This is a genomic window from Deinococcus misasensis DSM 22328 (assembly GCF_000745915.1).
Classification (GTDB): domain Bacteria; phylum Deinococcota; class Deinococci; order Deinococcales; family Deinococcaceae; genus Deinococcus_C; species Deinococcus_C misasensis.
In genome coordinates, this window is sequence record NZ_JQKG01000019.1 from 1 (window position 1) to 16857 (window position 16857).

Genomic DNA, 16857 nt, shown 5'->3' on the forward strand with positions numbered 1-16857 from the left:
GAGACCACGAGGATGGCGCCGTCCATTTGGGCAGCTCCGGTGATCATGTTTTTGACGTAGTCAGCGTGACCGGGGCAGTCCACGTGGGAGTAGTGGCGGGAAGGGGTGTTGTACTCCACGTGGGCGGTGTTGATGGTGATGCCACGGGCCTTTTCCTCAGGTGCCTTGTCGATCTGGTCGTAGGCGAGCTTTTCGATGGTGGGATCGGCAGCTGCTGCGGTAAAGGTGATCGCGGCGGTGAGGGTGGTTTTACCGTGGTCCACGTGACCAATGGTTCCCACGTTCACGTGGGGCTTGGTGCGTTCAAACGTGCCTTTAGCCATGCTAATTTCCTCCTATATATCATGATGATGTGGTCCGCTTTTCACGGACCCCCTCATCGAACCAAAATTTTTGGAGCTCGTGGTCGGGATTGAACCGACGACCTCTCCCTTACCAAGGGAGTGCTCTACCACTGAGCTACACGAGCGTTCCTGGTGGGCAGGGCTGGATTCGAACCAGCGAAGGGGAAACCCGTCAGATTTACAGTCTGATGCCTTTGGCCGCTTGGCTACCTACCCGAGTTTTATACCACACTTATCCTACACTACAAACCCTTTGAAAGTTTGGAGCCACCCATCGGAATTGAACCGACAACCTTCCGATTACAAGTCGGGTGCTCTACCAGTTGAGCTAGGGTGGCGACCGTTCCTTTGGGCTTGGAATTCGCTGATGCGCTTTCCGAGGAGGAATAGTAGCATACCACCATAGGGGTGTCAAGCAACATGGGGGCGGGTCACTTTTTCACCCCACCCTTGACATGGTCAACCCGAGAAGAATGATTGTTTGGATTAGAAATTTCGGTGTTTTTTGTACTGAGTTCAAGCATAAAGATGGTCCATTGCAGAACGGGTGGCTTCACGCAAAACCTCCACACTTCTGGACAGTTGCAAAGCCTCTCGGGTGCTGAGGGGAACCTCAAGGGTTTCCTTGATTCCATCTCCGCCCACAATTCGGGGAAGGGCGTAAGCCAGACCTTCACTGTCAGGGGCAGTCACAGAAAGAATGGCCCTTGCATCCCGTGTGATCACTTCGGTGATGCGGGCCAGAGCCGCACCGATGCCGTAATAGGTCGCGCCTTTGCCTTCAATGATGGTGTAAGCGGCTTTGCGCACTTTCTCATCGATGCTGGACTTGATGGCATCGTCCCACTGGATGCCTCTCTGAACGCAGTATTCTCCGATGGGAATGCCAGAGATGCTGGCGCTTGACCATGCCAGCACTTCACTGTCTCCATGCTCTCCCAGAACAAAAGCATGCACATGTTGCGGATCAATCCCGACATGCTGCCCCACCAGAGCCCGAAACCGTGCGGTGTCCAGTGTGGTCCCTGAGCCCAAAACCCTCCCCTCTGGCAACCCTGCAATTTTTGCGGTGATGGCTGTCAGGACATCCACAGGATTGGTGGCCACGATCAAGATGGCCTCTGGGGCTGCCTGAACGACCTGAGGCACCATCTCCGAAAAGATGTTGACATTTCGTTCGAGGAGTTGCAGGCGGGTCTCGCCGGGTTTCTGGTTGACCCCTGCCGTCAGGATCACCACTTTGGCCCCTTCCAGATCCTCATATTTGCCTGCGGTCACCCGCACTGGATGGGTGAAGGGTGTGGCGTGCTGGATGTCTTCGGCTTCAGCGAGGGCTTTTTTGGCGTTGATGTCAGTGAGCACCAGTTCGGTGCAGCTTCCCCTCAGGGTCAGGGCATAGGCTGCCGCTGCACCCACAAATCCTGTTCCCACAATTCCGACTTTCATGGTGACTCCTTTCAGGAGGCCGAGGGCCGAGAGCAACAAACAAATCACTGTCCAAGATCCATGTGTGGATCATTCAAGGCATGGGCCGAAGCTTCACATGCCCTCGGCCCTTTGCTCTCGGCCCTCGGCTTTGAAAAACACGTCCAAAACCCCATTCCTGTGCATGATTATACCGACCTGCTTACTTGCAAATATGTCATTCGTTCTATGTTTCTTTTACGTCAAAAGGATTAGACTGACCGCACATGGGCCATGATAGGCTTTTAAACCCCCTTGACAATGTCCCGAATTCGAAGTGCGGGACGCTCTTTTCCCTGAGGTGAACAGTGAACCATTTGAAGAAGCTCGCTCCGTACTTGCGAAATCACATGCGCCAGTACGTGATCGGCGTTCTGGCGGTGCTGGTGTCGAACGTGGCCGTGTTGCTTGGCCCTTATGTGGTCCGACTGGCCATTGATTCGATCAGTGCCGCCTTCAAAAACCAGCAGGCCCTGCCCAACCTCTGGATGTATGCCGCAGGCATCATCGGATCGGTGCTGGTCTCAGGCGGTCTGATGCTTCTGGTGCGCAGGCAATTGGTGGTGGCAAGCCGACAGATCGACTACGAGATCCGCCGGGACATTTTTGCCAACATGACCCACCTCGACAAAAGTTTCTTTGACCGGAGCCGCACCGGAGACATCATGAACCGCCTGACCGCTGACCTGAGCGCTGTACGTGAAATGCTCGGGTTTGGTGCTTTTCAGGGGGCTTCGGTGATTTCGGTGTTTGCAGCATCTCTGGTGGTGATGTTCAGCATTTCGGCCAAATTGACGTGGTTGGTCCTGACCGTGATTCCCATCATGATCCTTGTGCTGGCCCTCTTGATGCGCCTGATTGCCAAGCGGTATGTGAAAGCACAGGAACAGTCTTCTCTGATCAGTGCCAAGGCACAGGAAAACTTCTCTGGTGTGCGGGTGGTCAAAGGTTACGCCATCGAAGACACCGAAATCAGAGAATATCAGGCCCTGAATGACGAACTGATCAAGCGCAACCTGAAAGTCACCATGCTGGAAGGTCCCCTGTGGGCTTTTCTGAGCATGTTGATGGGCATCGCTTACGTGCTGGTCCTGATTTACGGTGGGCAAATGATCCTGAGGGGGCAACTGACCCTCGGGGAGTTCACCCAGTTCACCATGACCTTGGAGCGCTTCACCTGGCCCATCATGGCTGCGGGCATGATCCTGACCATCTCCCAGAGGGGTGCCAGTTCATGGGAGCGTCTGCTTGAACTCATGGAAGCCAAACCCGAGATCAAAGACGATGCGGCAGACCAGAGCATCACCACCCTCAAAGGGGACATCGAGTTCCGTGATGTGACCGTGAGGTATGGCAACCGTACCATCCTGAAAAACCTCAATCTGAAAATTGCTGCGGGGCAAACCCTCGGGATCACCGGGGCCACTGGATCAGGCAAGACCATCCTGATGCAACTGGTGACCCGCCTGATTGACGCCACCGAAGGTGAAGTGCTGATTGATGGGGTGCCCATCAAGCGGATTCCCTTGCAGGTGCTGCGTTCCCACATTGGGGTGGTGCCTCAGGAGCCGTTCCTGTTCAGTGAAACGATTGCACAGAACGTGGCTTTTGGGGTCAACACCAGCAACTACCCCGAGATTCCTGTAGGTGTGTCGGTCCTGAAATCTGCTGCTCCAGAGAAAGCCGAACCCATTATCGACATGGAGAAGGTGCGCTGGGCCACCGACATTGCAGGCCTCACCCATGACATTGAGGGCTTTCCCAAAGGCTTTGACACTGAAATTGGTGAGCGTGGTGTTTCGCTCAGTGGGGGCCAGAAGCAAAGGACCGCTCTGGCCCGTGCGATTGCCCGTGAGCCTGAAGTGCTGATTCTGGACGACAGCATGAGCGCCGTGGACACCGAAACCGAAGCCCGCATCCTGAGTGGCCTGAAGAAAGTCATGCCCGGAAGAACCGTGATGCTGGTCAGTCACCGGGTGTCCACCCTCAGGCACGCCGACCACATCATTTTGCTCCAGAACGGTGAAATCATCGAGCAGGGCAGCCACGAAGAACTGGTGTCTCTGGGAGGCGAGTACGCCGAACTGGAACGCCTGCAATCTCTGGCCAGTGATCTGGAAAACGACAAAGAGGTAAATGCATGACCCAGCCTGATGATGCAGGAACCAAGGCTTTTGACTGGGAATTGGCCAAACGGATTTTCACTTACCTGAAGCCTTACCGTTATCTGGTGGGGTTCACCATGGTTGCAGCCGTGTTGATGGCTGCCTTGCAACCCTATTTCGGGGTGCTCCAGAGAAACGCCATCGACTGCTATCTGGCCCCCACCCACTCTGCCAACTGTGGGAATGTGGGCAGCACCGAAGAGGCCCTTTACCGTGGTGTGGTGCAAATTGGCCTGCTGTATCTGGGCCTGAAGGTCTTTGAATTTCTTTTCAAATATGGCTTCACTTATGCACTGAACTGGATTGGTCAGCACGTGCTGTATGACATCCGCAGTGACATCTTTGGCAAACTCCAGAGGCTGCACCTCGGGTATTTTGACAAGAACCCAGTGGGCCGATTGATCACCCGTGTGACCAGTGATGTGGACGCCATCAACCAGTTCATCACCAACGGTTTGTCCTCTCTGGTGACCTCCTCCTTGCTGATTCTGGCTTATGTGGTGATCATGCTCTCCCTGAGCTGGAAACTGGCTCTGGTGTCTTTTACGGTGCTGCCTTTCCTGTTCTGGGCTTCCACCTTCTTTCGCAACAAAATGCGGATTTCTTCCAGAGATGTGCGCATCAAACAGGCCATTGTGAACACCCAACTGAACGAGAACATCACCGGGATGCTCACCGTGCAACTGTTCAACCGTGAAGGGCGCAACCAGTCCAAATTTGACCTTGCCAACCGGGCTTTTCTGGGTGGAATGCTGGAAAACGTGCGCTGGTTCTCCCTGTACATGCCCACAGTTTCTTTGTTGTCCAACGTGGCCATGGCCATGGTGATCTGGTATGGTGGCCGTGAAATCTTGGAAGGGCAGGGCATCACTCTGGGCCTCTTGATTGCATTTACGGCATGGATCACCCAACTTTTCCAGCCGATTCAGGACCTGGCGGATGTGTTCACCAACATGCAGATGGCCATGGCCAGTGCAGAGCGCATTTTTGGAGTGTTGGACACCGATGAAGAAATCAAAGATCCTGCCAACCCCAAAACCGTGGACGGCTTCAAAGGCGAAGTGAAATTCGAGAATGTCTGGTTTGCCTATGACAGCCAGACCCCAGCAGACAGCCCAGAGAAAGACGACCGCTGGATTTTGAGGGGCATTGATTTGCACATCAAGCCCGGTGAAAGTGTCGCTCTGGTGGGGGCCACCGGAGCAGGGAAGACCAGCATCATTTCTCTGGTGTCCCGTTTTTACGACATCCAGAGGGGCAGCGTGAAAGTGGATGGCATCGATGTGCGCGAGTACAGCCAGCACAGCCTGAGGAAACACATCGGGGTGGTGTTGCAGGATGTGTTCCTGTTCGCTGGAACCATCGAAAGCAACCTGCGTCTGGGCAACGAGAGCATCCCCATGGAGCGCATCGTGAACGCCTGCAAATACGTTGGGGTACACGAATTCATCATGACGCTGCCAGATGGCTACCAGAGCGAAGTGCGTGAACGCGGGGCCACCCTCTCTACGGGGCAGAAGCAACTGCTGGCCTTTGCCCGTGCCCTGATTCAGAACCCCGACATTTTGCTGGTTCTGGACGAAGCCACCGCCAGTGTGGACACCGAAACCGAGCTCTTGATTCAGGACTCACTGACCAAACTGATGCATGGGCGCACCAGCATCATCATTGCCCACCGCCTGTCCACCATTGAGCACTGTGACCGGATTGTGGTGATGCGCAAAGGCAAAATTGTGGAACAGGGCAGCCACAAAGAGCTTCTGGCCAGAGGCGGTTACTACGCCAAGTTGCACCAGTTGCAATACTCGGGTCATGCCATGAGCGCCGACTGAACAGGTGTTGCACCGTTTATAGCATTTGACAGAAGAACAAAAGGATGTCTCTCTGGAAAGGGTTTTTTGAAACAGGAGGATTCACCTGAATCCTCCTGTTTCACTGATAAACGCAGCAGAACAGGACCGCAGGGTTCTGTTTTTTGGTGTTCTTGCATGGATTGACATGAATTTGACCACCATCAAGGGGTTGTTATTGCTGAAACCGAGCGTTTAGGATGGTGAGAGCCATGATCCCCGACCCGACCGTGCAACTCTTGACCGAAGCCACCAGCATTCTGGTTCCCAACATTCCTGTTGCCAAATTGGAAGAATTGGCGATCATGCAGGGACGCTCTGGAGCCACTGTGGGTCGGTTCAAAGTGACACCTCAGGGGCAGAAATCCATCACGTTGGTCACCAAGGCTGCCACAGTCATTGAGAGGCGGGTGCTTCACCGACTGCATTTGCAGCGTCAGGCTGTGCCCTGGAGTTACAGTCAGGATCTGGAAAGCCTGCTGCCCATGCAGATTGCCATGCAGGACATCAAAGGTGAGCATCGCCCTGATGTGATGTCTTACATCGATGAGGAAGTGCAACGCAATGAAGCGGCTGCTCTGGCCGCCATCCACGCCCGCAACCTCAAAAAAGAACATGAATTGGGATGGTTGCCCAAGGTGGACTGGGAATTCTTGAATCAGAGCCTTGAGAAATGGTGGAGAACACCCTGGCAGAAAGCTTTGGAGATGCCAGAGTTCAGGCGCACCTTTGGTCCATTGATTCCCAGAATCGAGTCTGCTGCAGACAAAATGCTCATTGAGGTGGCCAGTTTGAATCAGGATTTTCGGAGCTTGACCCTGATTCACAATGACCTGTGCCCTCCCAACGTCTTGATCACCCCCGAAAAACAGGTCTTCATTCTGGACTGGGAGCAGGCCAGATGGGGTTCTTTTTACATGGATTTGCCTCCACACATGCCCACCTTTGAGAGCACTGCGCCTTACCGTCGGGCTCTGGTGCGTGAGGGGGTGACGGTGTCCATTCCAGAGTTCAAAGACAGGTACCGCGCAGCCTGCCATTATGTGGGTTTCGTTAACCTCTGGTCTGCTTTGTCTGCATGGAAACGCAATCCTGCAGATGAGGGGCATGTGCGCCATTGGATGAATTTGATTCTGTGTTGATGGAACGGCACCGTTTTTGACTCAATTCAAAAACTTGTGATACATAATTTCAGCTTTGGATGTTCGGGGTTTGAAGTCACAGTCTAAATTTAGACTCCACGGTCTAAAAATGTCTATACGAATTGAACCGGGTGTTTTCTTGAACTCAAACCAAAAAATCCCCACAGCCACGAAAAATGCCCTTGAAACCGTACCCTTTTTGATGGTCGGTTAGACATCTGAGCTAGAGCACGCGATTTTCATCAAAAAGCAGACACGCTACAATTCTTGTCATGGAGCCGATCACCTTACGGGAACGCCAGAAAGAACGACGCCGTAACCGCATTTACGCCGTTGCCATAGACCTGTTCAAACGCAACGGGTTTCAACAGACCACCGCCACGGACATTGCAAAAGGCGCACACGTTTCCCGAGGCACCTTCTTCAACTACTACCCCTACAAAGAAGCCGTTCTGCTGGACTTCGGAGCAGAACTTGTAGACACCCTTGCAGACCAGGCCGAGAGACAACTGCAAAACGGGGTTTCTCCAGAGCAGGTGCTGCAAGAAATCTTCAAACAACTGGCCCAGTTCTGCAGCAAAGACAAAGATTTGTTTCCCCCTCTGGCTTACGAAGTGCTGAATCCAGACCCTGACCGTGCCAGAACGGCTTATCAGGCCCTGCCCCTCTCCAAAGTCATCGAGATGTGCTTGCGTCCCCTCAAAGAGCAAGGACGCCTCAGAGACGACCTGTCGCTGGAGCGCATGTGCAACCTGATTGCCGACACTTTCCTGATGGTGGCTTTGCGCTGGAGCGCCTACAACTCCGAAGGTGATCTCGAACAGGAATTGAGAAAATCTCTGGCCATGATGCTGGATGGGGTTTTCAAACGCTGAAGGTTCAGGGCAGATGCCCACAACCCTTGCCAGAGGAGGATGTCTCCTCTGGTTTTGTTTTCTTCAGGTGCAGCTTCTCCAATTGAGGTAGAATTCAGGTCTAATCCACTTTCAAGGACATCAGGCAATGCGAAAGATCTTCATCAGCAGCGGAAAACACCAGTGGCCTTTCTCCAAAGGACTTGTGGTGGAGTCGTTGCTGAACGTGGGCATTGATCAGGACGCCGCCACCGCCATCGCCCGCAGTGTGGAACAACACATCCGCAACAAGAAAAAGCGCAACGTCACCCCCGAGGAACTCAAAGACATCGTGACAGCCTTCACCCGCAAGCGGCTCGGGAAGAAGATTGCAGATGATTTCACCCACCAGATTCCTACCTTTACGGACATCACCGTGCAGGATGAGGGAGGGCTCAAGTTGCCTTTCTCCAGAGGCATTCTGGCCCGCAGCCTTGAAGTGGCCCGCCTGACCCCCAAGCAGGCTTACGAAACCGCCAAAGAGGTGGACCGCAGGCTGCGCATGAAGGGCGTGGAAGAAATTTCCTCGCAGGAAATCGAAGCCATCACCGAAGAGGTTTTGGAAGAGACTGTGGGCACAGCTGGACGCTCTTCTTACCGTGAGCGCTACCACTCTACAGGTGCCCTGATGGTTCAGGATCCCAGTGGCCTGATGTATCCCTTCTCCAAGGGTATTCTGGCCCAGTCCTTGCTTGCGACAGGGCTCACCTCTCTGGTGGCCCACCGCATCTCCAGAGACTCTGAACTGCAACTCCGCGAATTGGGTCTCAAGAGCGTGACCCGTGCCCAGATTCGCAACGAAGTGGAACAGGCATTGATCCGCGAAGTTGGAGAAGACATTGCCCTCAGGTACCGCCTGATGCGCGTGATCCGCAACCCCGAGAGACCACTGGTGGTGCTGGTCGGAGGGGTTTCGGGAACAGGCAAGAGTTACATCGCTGCCGAGATTGCCTATCGTCTGGGGATCACGCGGGTGGTCTCCACCGACTCCATTCGTGAAGTGATGCGGGCCATGATCAGCCCTCAACTGACCCCCACCCTGCATGCCAGCACCTTCGAGGCATGGCAGAGCCTGCTCGGACCAGACGATGACCGCGAACTGCCCACCGAAGAACAGTTGCTGCAAGGGTTCCGTGAACAGGTGCAACAGGTCAGCCTCGGGATCCATGCGATCATCCAGAGGGCCATCAAAGAGAACACCAGCATCGTGCTGGAAGGGGTGCACATTGTACCGGGCTATTTTGGCATGATTCAGGAGCCCGGAGCCCTGTTCATTCCCATGCTGATGGCCCTGCCAGACGAGGACACCCACCGTTCACGCTTTTACAGCCGCGATCAGGAGACCCACCAGCTCAGGCCCAAACAGCGCTACCTCAACCACTTTCAGGAAATCCGGTCTTTGCAGGATTACATCATGGGACTCGCCACCAAAACAGGGGTGCCCATCCTGCAATCGGATGGACAGGACCGCAATGTGGAACAGGCCATGGAAGTGATTGCCAACCGGGTGCTCCAGAGTGTGCCCATTGGCATGCCAGAGAAACGCTGAGCACCAAACACAAAAAAACACAAAAAGTGTTTTGCTCGTTACAGCAAAACACTTTTTGTAACCTGTGTAGAGGTTATTTCAAAACCACACCATTCCACGTTTCAAGCATCTTCACCACAGCGGTGTGGTCTTCTGCTGCTCCCACGGTGTCTCTGGCAGCCTTGTACAGGCTTTCTGTGAGGGCGAACAGGGGAGTGGAAGCCCCCGAGGAACGGGCCACATCCAGAGCAATTCCAGCATCTTTGGCAAGCAATCCCAGTGCAAATGTGGCTGGAAATTCACGGGTCAGGACCCTCTGGGGAATCAGGTTCTGGGTGGCGTTGCTGCGCCCACTGCTGACATTGATCACTTCCAGAGCCGCTTCCAGATTCACGCCCAGTTTGGCCAGAGCGACCAGCCCCTCTCCTGCAGAAAGCAAGTTGATGGCCAGCAGCATGTTGTTGACGGCCTTCACCGCATGGCCTGAGCCCACCTCGCCCACATGGACCACTTTGGAGGCAAAGGATTGCAAAACAGGTTGTGCCCGTTCAATCTCTGCTCTGGGACCACCCACCATGACACTCAGGGTGCCCTGAATGGCTCCTGTTGTGCCTCCGCTGACAGGTGCATCCAGATAAGTGACTTCTGCCGCTTGAAGCCTTTGTGCCACTTCCAGACTCTTGACCGGATCTCCAGAGGTGCAATCGATCCACAGGCCGCCTTTCTTCAGGTAAGGCAAGACCTGTTCAAGGACTTCGATGACTTCTCGGGTGGTGGGCAAGCAGGTGAACAGCACGTCCACATCCTGCAGCATGGCAAAACCATCCAGCACAACTGTTCCAAATTCATTGCTGTGCTGATGGGCTTTTTCTGCTGTGCGGTTCCAAACCAGGGTTTTGAAATGTGTGTTCAGGTGTCCTGCCATGGGATATCCCATGGCACCCAGACCAACAAAAGCCGTTTTCATGGGGTTCAGCCTAACATGAAAAACCAGAGGGGCTGAACCCCATGTCGATTTTTGAGCACTGAAATCAATAGGGTTTCAGATCAAACAGGATGTACAGGTTTTTCAGGGGTCCTGGCAGGGCATGGTCATCAAAAAGCTGCACCATGTTTTGCATGTCTTCGATGTGGTACTTGAAGTACAACTTGTTTTCATACAGGTCAATGATGTCCTGATCAATGATTTCTTCGAAACGACCACGGAAGTCATGGTGGTTTTCATAATGGATGGCCATGATCAAGCTCACCAGGGTTCTGCGGGTGATGTACAGGTGAGGTTGGTCTGTGTGCACATACTCCTGCACAATGTCTGTGATTTTTTTCAGGGCCTCGCTGTACTCATGGAATTGCAGCTGGGTTTGTTGCTGGATGAACTGGATCAACACATTGCTGCGCAGGGCTTCACCGAACTCTGGCAGGTAAATGGCTGAACTGAGGAATTCTTCTCCCGATAGGTCAGACCTGTAGTGGTGAATCCAGATGAACAACACCTGATTGTGGAAAGAACTCTTGAGGGAGTACATGTGTTGCTTGCGGACATTGCTGCCCAGATGGACTTCATTTTCAGTGATTTGGAGGATGTCCAGGTCCAGCTTTTGCTGCATGAACACCGCCATGGCCATCACCGGGTCATTGATCCTTTCCAGAGGAATGGTTTGCAGTATCTTCACGTGAACCTCGTCTCAGATTACACCAAACCTGAAAGCGATTTCAGCGAAAATGAGCATCCATGAGCAAAAGATTAACCGTAGTACACGTGATGCTCAGGAGCAGTCACCCACAGCATGTCTCCCTGCACAAAACGTTCCAGAGAGTCCAGCACATCCCATCCCCACCGTCTGAACACGTATTCACCTTGAAAGCCCGTCATGCTGTAAATGGCAGACTGGCTGTCCATGAAAGCATCAAAGACCTCCAGCCCATAAGCAAATGGGGTGAGGTCGGGATTCAGGTGCAAATAGTTTTCCATGTTCAGAGAGCCGAAACCCACTGGAGCGAGGGTCTCTCCCAGCAACTGTCGACCCAATTGCAACATGTCTGAGATGATGTCTCCATCATCGTCCACCAGTTGTATGGTGAAGGTGGAATCGGTGTTCCATCCGCCCAGCCGGAATGGCCCACGACAATGGAATTGCAGGTTTCCAGCAATCTCAAAAGAACGGATGGCATTCAGATAAGCACTGCCCACACGGAACCCATTCTTGCTGAACCGCACAATGGCCTCGTCGTAGAGGGAAATGGCACGGGTTTTGTCCAGCTTGCAAGGCACGGTTTCACCATGCTGCAAGGCAAAGCCAGCAAGTTGTTCCCATGCGATCTGATGCAGTTCCATGATGTTTTCAGTCTAGAGGTCCAGCAGTTACCGAAATCTTACCCATCACACAAAACAGAGGCTTGGACCTGCCTGAACTTTTCTCTGGATGGCTTTGACACCCCTTGTTATACTGCCTGTCATGTTGAAACCTTTTCTGTTGCCCTTTTTGTCCGTTTTGATGCTCACCACAGGCTGCACCATCAAAGAATCCAATGGCGAAACCCAGTCCAGTGCCACCGAGCAACTGTGCATTGCTGCCATCCAGCAGCAGACTTCTGAAGATGCAGAAGTCACCAGAGACTCCGAGACCAGCCTGACCGTTGGAGAGAGCACCACTTATACAGGCATTTACACCGTCAAACAACAGGGAGAGAGCCGCAAAGCCACCTGCAAAGTCTCTGGCAAAGAAGGCGAACAAAAAACCGAAGTCACTCTGGATTGATGCTGGACTGATATTGGCGTGATGCTCAAACAAAAAACCATCAGAATGCTGTTCTGAAGGGCCAAAAGCAAAAATCCTCCCCATTTGGGGAGGATTTGATCTTGAGGGGTTGGCTCAGTCGGCAAGGCCGGGCTGGATGCCAGAGTCAGAGCGGTTGGAAGGTGCCCTTTCCTGTTCCACGCTGGGTTTGGCGTAACGTTCGAGGGTACGGGCATCTGCAATTTGCAGCTTGCGCACCAGATCGAGGCCGGTACCGGCAGGAATCAGTTTTCCGAGGATCACGTTTTCCTTCAGACCGATCAGTTCGTCCACGCGACCTGCGATGGAAGCTTCGGTGAGCACGTGGGTGGTGTGCTGGAAGCTTGCAGCGGAGAGCCAGCTCTGGGTGGAGAGGCTGGACTTGGTGATCCCGAGCAGCACAGGTTTCCAGCTTGCAGAGGTTTGACCCTCTTCCTGACGCTCGTTGAGGCCGTCCACTTCCTGACGTTCCACCACTTGGCCTTCGAGGAGGTCGGTGTCTCCACCGTCGGTGACTTCCACGAATTTCAGCATCTGGCGCACGATGATTTCGATGTGCTTGTCGTGCACCTTCACGCCCTGGTTGCGGTACACACGCTGCACTTCGTCCACGAGGTATTGCTCGGTGGCCTGGGTGCCTTTGAATTCCAGCAACTCGTGGGGGTTGATGGCACCACGGGTGAGGGGTTGTCCGGCCTCGACACGGTCACCATCACGCACAATCATGCGGTACTGGTCGCGGTCGATCTTGATGGCGGTCTTGCTGCTGAAGGCTTCGTCGTCGGCCTGGATTTTGACCAGGTAACGGTCTTCTTCTTCAACAATCTGGACGGCACCATCGCGGTCAGCGAGGACAGCTTTGACTTTGGGCTTGCGGCCTTCGAACAGTTCGATCACACGGGGAAGACCCAGGGTGATGTCGCTTCCACCTGCCACACCACCGGTGTGGAAGGTCCGCATGGTGAGCTGGGTACCGGGTTCACCGATGGACTCTGCGGCCACCACACCGACGGCCTCACCCAGAGACACGGTTTTGGCCTGAGACAGGTCGTAACCGTAGCACTTCTGGCACACACCGCTCTTGACACGGCAGTTGAGGGGGGTGCGGACGTAGACCTCTTTGATCTCCTCGGTGTTCTTCACGAGGATTCTCAGGTCTTCCACAGAGAGCATGTGTCCGGTGGGCAAGCTCAGGTTGGAGGAATCCAGATCCATGGCAAGGGTGCGGCCATAGAGGCTGGTTTCGATCTCGCTGGTCTTGCGGGGGGTCCACTTGCCAGAGCGGTCATCGTAGTGACCGACGGCCACCACGCTGTAGTCGGTGGTTTCGCAGTCTTCATCGCGCACAACCACTTCGTGGGCCACGTCCACCAGTTTACGGGTGAGGTAACCGGAGTCGGCGGTACGCAGAGCGGTGTCTGCACCCCCTTTACGGGCACCGTGGGTGGAGATGAAGTATTCCAAAACGGTCAGACCTTCACGGAAAGACGCTTTGATGGGCACAGGGTAGGTGCTGCCGTCTGGCCTTGCCATCAGACCGCGCATCCCGGCCAGCTGACGGATCTGCTGGGGGTTACCACGGGCACCGGACTGGGACATGATCCACAGGGGGTTGAAGGGGTAGTTCTGCTCGAAGTTTTTGAACACGGCGTTTTTCACGCGGTCCGTGGTTTCGTTCCAGAGCTGGATGACCTGCTTGTAGCGTTCCTCTTCGGTGAGGAAGCCCATGTCGGCCATGGTGTTGATTTCGTCCAGTTTCTCGTCGGCCTCGGCAATGATTTCGGCTTTCTGGGTGGGGATCACCACGTCATCGATGCCGATGGTCACACCGGAAGTGGTGGACAGTTTGAAACCGGAGTCTTTCAGGGCATCCAGCAGACGGGCGGTTTTCTCCACACCGAGGCGCTTGAAAGAATCCACGATGATGTCTTTCAGGGCGTCTTTTTCGTAGACGGTGTGGATGTTCATCAGGTTCTCGGGAACGGTGGTGCCGTCTTCGGCAACGGCTTCGGCAACGATGTTGTAGAAGAACACGCGGCCAGCGGTGGTTTCCTCAAGTTTGCCTTTGAAGCGGATGCGCACGTGGTCCTGCATGTCGATTTCGCCACGTTCCACAGCGTGGAGGGCTTCCTCGGGGTTGGAGAACACGTACTTGATGCGGCCTGCACTGGTGTCCTTGCCAGCCACTTTGATGGGGCTGTTGAGGTTGATGTGGCCAGCTTCCAGAGATTCCAGAGCCTCGGCAGGAGAATCGAATTCGCTGCCTGCACCGAGGTTGTCGGTGCGGATCTGGGTCAGGGTGAAGATCCCCAGAATGATGTCCCGGGAAGGTTTGACGTTGGGTTCACCGTGTGCAGGGGAGAGCAGGTTGTGTGCAGACAGCATCTGGATGCGGGCCTCTGCCTGAGCCTGAGCGGACAGGGGCACGTGGATGGCCATCTGGTCACCGTCGAAGTCGGCGTTGAAGGCTTCACAGACCAGAGGGTGCAGTTGGATGGACTGGCCTTCCACCAGCACGGGTTCGAAGGCCTGAATGCCCAGACGGTGCAGGGTGGGGGCGCGGTTCAGCAGCACCACTTTGTCTTCGATGACTTCTTCGAGGGCGTCCCACACGCTGTCTCGGGTGTCACGGTAACGTTCCAGCATCTTGCGGGCTTGCTTGATGTTGGAGACTTCACCTTTCTCTTCGAGCACCTTGAACAGGAAGGGCTTGAAGAGTTCCAGAGCCATACGCTTGGGAACACCGCACTGGTGCAGACGGAGCTGGGGACCGACCACGATCACGGAACGGCCAGAGTAGTCCACACGCTTACCCAGCAGGTTCTGACGGAAGCGGCCTTGTTTACCACCCAGCAGGTCGGTGAGGGAGCGCAGTGCACGTTCAGAGCCGGGGTTGGTCACAGGGGTGCCACGGCGTCCGTTGTCGATGAGCGCGTCCACAGCTTCTTGCAGCATGCGCTTCTCATTGCGGATGATCATGTCTGGAGCGCCTTGCTGCATCAGCTTCTTCAGACGGTTGTTTCTGTTGATCAGACGGCGGTACAGGTCGTTGAGGTCGGAGGTGGCAAAGCGTCCGCCGTCCACTTGAACCATGGGACGCAGGTCTGGGGGCATGACCGGCACGGTGGCCAGAATCATCCAGCTGGGGTTGTTGCCGCTTCTGACAAAGGAACGGGCCACTTCCAGACGTTTTCTGGCTTTGGCGCGCTTGTGGCGGCTGGAGTCCTTCATCTGTTCGGCCAGTTCGGCTTCCAGGGTGGGGAGGTCCAGATCGTCCAGCAGTTCCTTGATGGCTTCGGCACCCATCTTGGCGGTGAAGTCGTAGGACTCGATGATGCGCACCTGTTGACGCACCAGATCGATTTCCACGCGACCCGAGATTTCACTCTTGACGCGGCCATCATCGGCGAGGTCGTCGCCGGGGGCCACGCGGTCACCGTTCACCACGAGGGGTTCATCGTTGTAGGGGTAAACTCGGGCTTTGGAAACCACGATGGAAGCAGGCTGGTGCAGGTACACCGTGCCGTCTGCTTCGGCGTAGATTTCTTCTTCCTCGTCAATGGCCCCGACCACTTTCTGACCAGAGAGCACTTCGGTGCCGTCGCCGACCAGGAAGTGCATGCTGGGCTTCACATCGTAAGAGGCGATGCGGGTCCAGTTCACGGTCACTTCGGTGATGCCGGATTTTTTCTTGGTGCCCACGCCACTCAGGTTGCTGGCGCGGCTGGTGCGCAGGGTTTTCCCGGCGGCGGCTTTGGCCAGCATGGTGCCTTCCTCGACGATTTCGCCGTGGGCCACCAGCACTTCGGTACCGTGGGGCACGTACAGGGTGGACAGCACTTTGTTGTTGCCGTCTTTGATTTCGATCAGAACGCTGTCCTCACCGAGGTCAGTCACGAAGGCGGTACCGGCCACGGGGGCGTTCAGTTCGAAGTCGGCGGTCAGGTCGGCCAGAATCTCACCGGCACGGAAAGCATCCATTTCCACAAGGCTGCCTGCGGGCAGGTTCAGCTGGGCCACTTTGCTTTCGCGGTAGTGGATTTCGGTGCGGCGGGGGAAGCGGTACTGGGCCAGACCGTCAATGCGGCTCACCACGTTGCCAGCCAGCACCTGACCTTTGGTCACGTACTCGCCGTCGCGCACTTCGGCTTCGGTGCCAGCGGAAATCCCGTAGGTTTCCTGACGGCCGTAACGCAATTCACGGTACTCCTCATCGGACAGGAGTTCACCACGTTTGAGCGGGCGACCATCGCGCATGGCGTTCTGGGGGTCAATCACGATGAACTTACTGAAGTACAGCACCTGTTCCAGTTGGTTGGCGGTCAGGTCGAGCAGCGTGCCAATTTTGGAAGGGGTGTCTTTGACGTACCAGATGTGGGCGCAGGGGGTGGCAAGGTCAATGTGACCCATGCGGTAACGGCGGACGACACTCTTGGTGACTTCCACTCCGCACCGTTCACAGACTTTGCCTTCGTAGCGCTGGCGCTTGTATTTACCGCAGGCGCACTCGTAGTCCTTGGTGGGACCAAAGATCCGCTCGTCGAACAGACCTTCGCGCTCGGGGCGCAGGGTGCGGTAGTTGATGGTTTCAGGTTTCTCGACCTCGCCGAAAGACCAATCTCTGATCTTCTCGGGGCTGGCCAGAGCAATTCTGACTTTTTTGAAGTCTTTCACTGAATCTCCTTGCTGAAAGA

The 16857-nt window shown here is 55.0% G+C and carries 12 protein-coding genes and 3 tRNA genes; 6 read left to right on the forward strand and 9 right to left on the reverse strand.

From position 1 onward, the window contains the following. The 5 genes from Q371_RS13440 to Q371_RS13460 all read right to left on the reverse strand — a co-directional run. Window positions 1–323: GTP-binding protein (locus Q371_RS13440; RefSeq protein ID WP_034341460.1), on the reverse strand; the 323-nt coding region annotated here is incomplete at its 3' end. Window positions 324–394: 71 nt separating this feature from the next. Next, window positions 395–469, reverse strand: a tRNA-Thr gene (locus Q371_RS13445). A 5-nt stretch (window positions 470–474) separates the two neighbouring features. Then, a tRNA-Tyr gene (locus tag Q371_RS13450) sits at window positions 475–560 on the reverse strand. 46 nt (window positions 561–606) lie between these two features. Beyond that, window positions 607–682 (reverse strand) — tRNA-Thr (locus Q371_RS13455). A 178-nt stretch (window positions 683–860) separates the two neighbouring features. Then, entirely contained in the window at window positions 861–1790 is a 930-nt protein-coding gene (locus Q371_RS13460) for an L-lactate dehydrogenase (protein ID WP_034341462.1), read from the reverse strand. 326 nt (window positions 1791–2116) lie between these two features. On the opposite strand from Q371_RS13460, the gene Q371_RS13465 reads away from it, so the two are divergent. The 5 genes from Q371_RS13465 (at window position 2117) to Q371_RS13485 (ending at window position 9407) form a co-directional block, all read left to right on the forward strand. Further along, window positions 2117–3952: an ABC transporter ATP-binding protein gene (locus Q371_RS13465; RefSeq protein WP_034341463.1), complete on the forward strand. Its 1836-nt coding sequence runs from the start codon at window positions 2117–2119 to the stop codon at window positions 3950–3952. Beyond that, window positions 3949–5805 carry an ABC transporter ATP-binding protein gene (locus tag Q371_RS13470; RefSeq protein WP_034341464.1) on the forward strand — a complete coding sequence of 619 codons (1857 nt, stop codon included), beginning with the start codon at window positions 3949–3951 and terminating at the stop codon, window positions 5803–5805. The genes Q371_RS13465 and Q371_RS13470 overlap by 4 nt, the downstream gene beginning before the upstream one ends. A gap of 230 nt (window positions 5806–6035) precedes the next feature. Beyond that, window positions 6036–6965 (forward strand): phosphotransferase, encoded by a 930-nt coding sequence (locus Q371_RS13475; protein ID WP_169743848.1) that lies wholly within the window; start codon window positions 6036–6038, stop codon window positions 6963–6965. Window positions 6966–7237: 272 nt separating this feature from the next. Next, entirely contained in the window at window positions 7238–7840 is a 603-nt protein-coding gene (locus Q371_RS13480; RefSeq protein ID WP_034341468.1) for a TetR/AcrR family transcriptional regulator, read from the forward strand. A gap of 127 nt (window positions 7841–7967) precedes the next feature. Next, window positions 7968–9407 carry an ATP cone domain-containing protein gene (locus Q371_RS13485; protein WP_034341469.1) on the forward strand — a complete coding sequence of 480 codons (1440 nt, stop codon included), beginning with the start codon at window positions 7968–7970 and terminating at the stop codon, window positions 9405–9407. Between the two features lie 73 nt (window positions 9408–9480). Here the strand turns inward: Q371_RS13485 and Q371_RS13490 are convergent, their stop codons facing one another. From Q371_RS13490 to Q371_RS13505, 3 genes are all read right to left on the reverse strand, one after another. Continuing rightward, complete coding sequence (locus Q371_RS13490) at window positions 9481–10353, reverse strand: NAD(P)-dependent oxidoreductase (protein ID WP_034341471.1); 873 nt, start codon at window positions 10351–10353, stop codon at window positions 9481–9483. 64 nt (window positions 10354–10417) lie between these two features. Further along, window positions 10418–11059: a hypothetical protein gene (locus Q371_RS13495; protein ID WP_157442701.1), complete on the reverse strand. Its 642-nt coding sequence runs from the start codon at window positions 11057–11059 to the stop codon at window positions 10418–10420. Window positions 11060–11130: 71 nt separating this feature from the next. After that, window positions 11131–11721, reverse strand: coding sequence for a hypothetical protein (locus tag Q371_RS13505; RefSeq protein ID WP_034341475.1), 591 nt, complete (start codon window positions 11719–11721; stop codon window positions 11131–11133). A 121-nt stretch (window positions 11722–11842) separates the two neighbouring features. Between Q371_RS13505 and Q371_RS13510 the strand changes: the two genes are divergently transcribed. Next, window positions 11843–12145 (forward strand): hypothetical protein, encoded by a 303-nt coding sequence (locus Q371_RS13510; protein WP_034341476.1) that lies wholly within the window; start codon window positions 11843–11845, stop codon window positions 12143–12145. A 114-nt stretch (window positions 12146–12259) separates the two neighbouring features. Here Q371_RS13510 and rpoC read toward each other — a convergent pair whose 3' ends face one another. Next, window positions 12260–16837, reverse strand: a complete 4578-nt coding sequence (gene rpoC, locus Q371_RS13515; RefSeq protein WP_034341478.1) for a DNA-directed RNA polymerase subunit beta' — start codon at window positions 16835–16837, stop codon at window positions 12260–12262. Window positions 16838–16857 lie beyond the last annotated feature (20 nt).

Bases quoted from the DNA above. Each gene is read 5' to 3' on its own strand.
- Q371_RS13510 (WP_034341476.1), top strand. From the start codon at position 11,843: ATGTTGAAACCTTTTCTGTTGCCCTTTTTGTCCGTTTTGATGCTCACC.
- Q371_RS13480 (WP_034341468.1), top strand. From the start codon at position 7,238: ATGGAGCCGATCACCTTACGGGAACGCCAGAAAGAACGACGCCGTAAC.
- Q371_RS13460 (WP_034341462.1), bottom strand. From the start codon at position 1,790: ATGAAAGTCGGAATTGTGGGAACAGGATTTGTGGGTGCAGCGGCAGCC.
- Q371_RS13470 (WP_034341464.1), top strand. From the start codon at position 3,949: ATGACCCAGCCTGATGATGCAGGAACCAAGGCTTTTGACTGGGAATTG.
- Q371_RS13490 (WP_034341471.1), bottom strand. From the start codon at position 10,353: ATGAAAACGGCTTTTGTTGGTCTGGGTGCCATGGGATATCCCATGGCA.
- Q371_RS13475 (WP_169743848.1), top strand. From the start codon at position 6,036: ATGATCCCCGACCCGACCGTGCAACTCTTGACCGAAGCCACCAGCATT.
- Q371_RS13485 (WP_034341469.1), top strand. From the start codon at position 7,968: ATGCGAAAGATCTTCATCAGCAGCGGAAAACACCAGTGGCCTTTCTCC.
- Q371_RS13505 (WP_034341475.1), bottom strand. From the start codon at position 11,721: ATGGAACTGCATCAGATCGCATGGGAACAACTTGCTGGCTTTGCCTTG.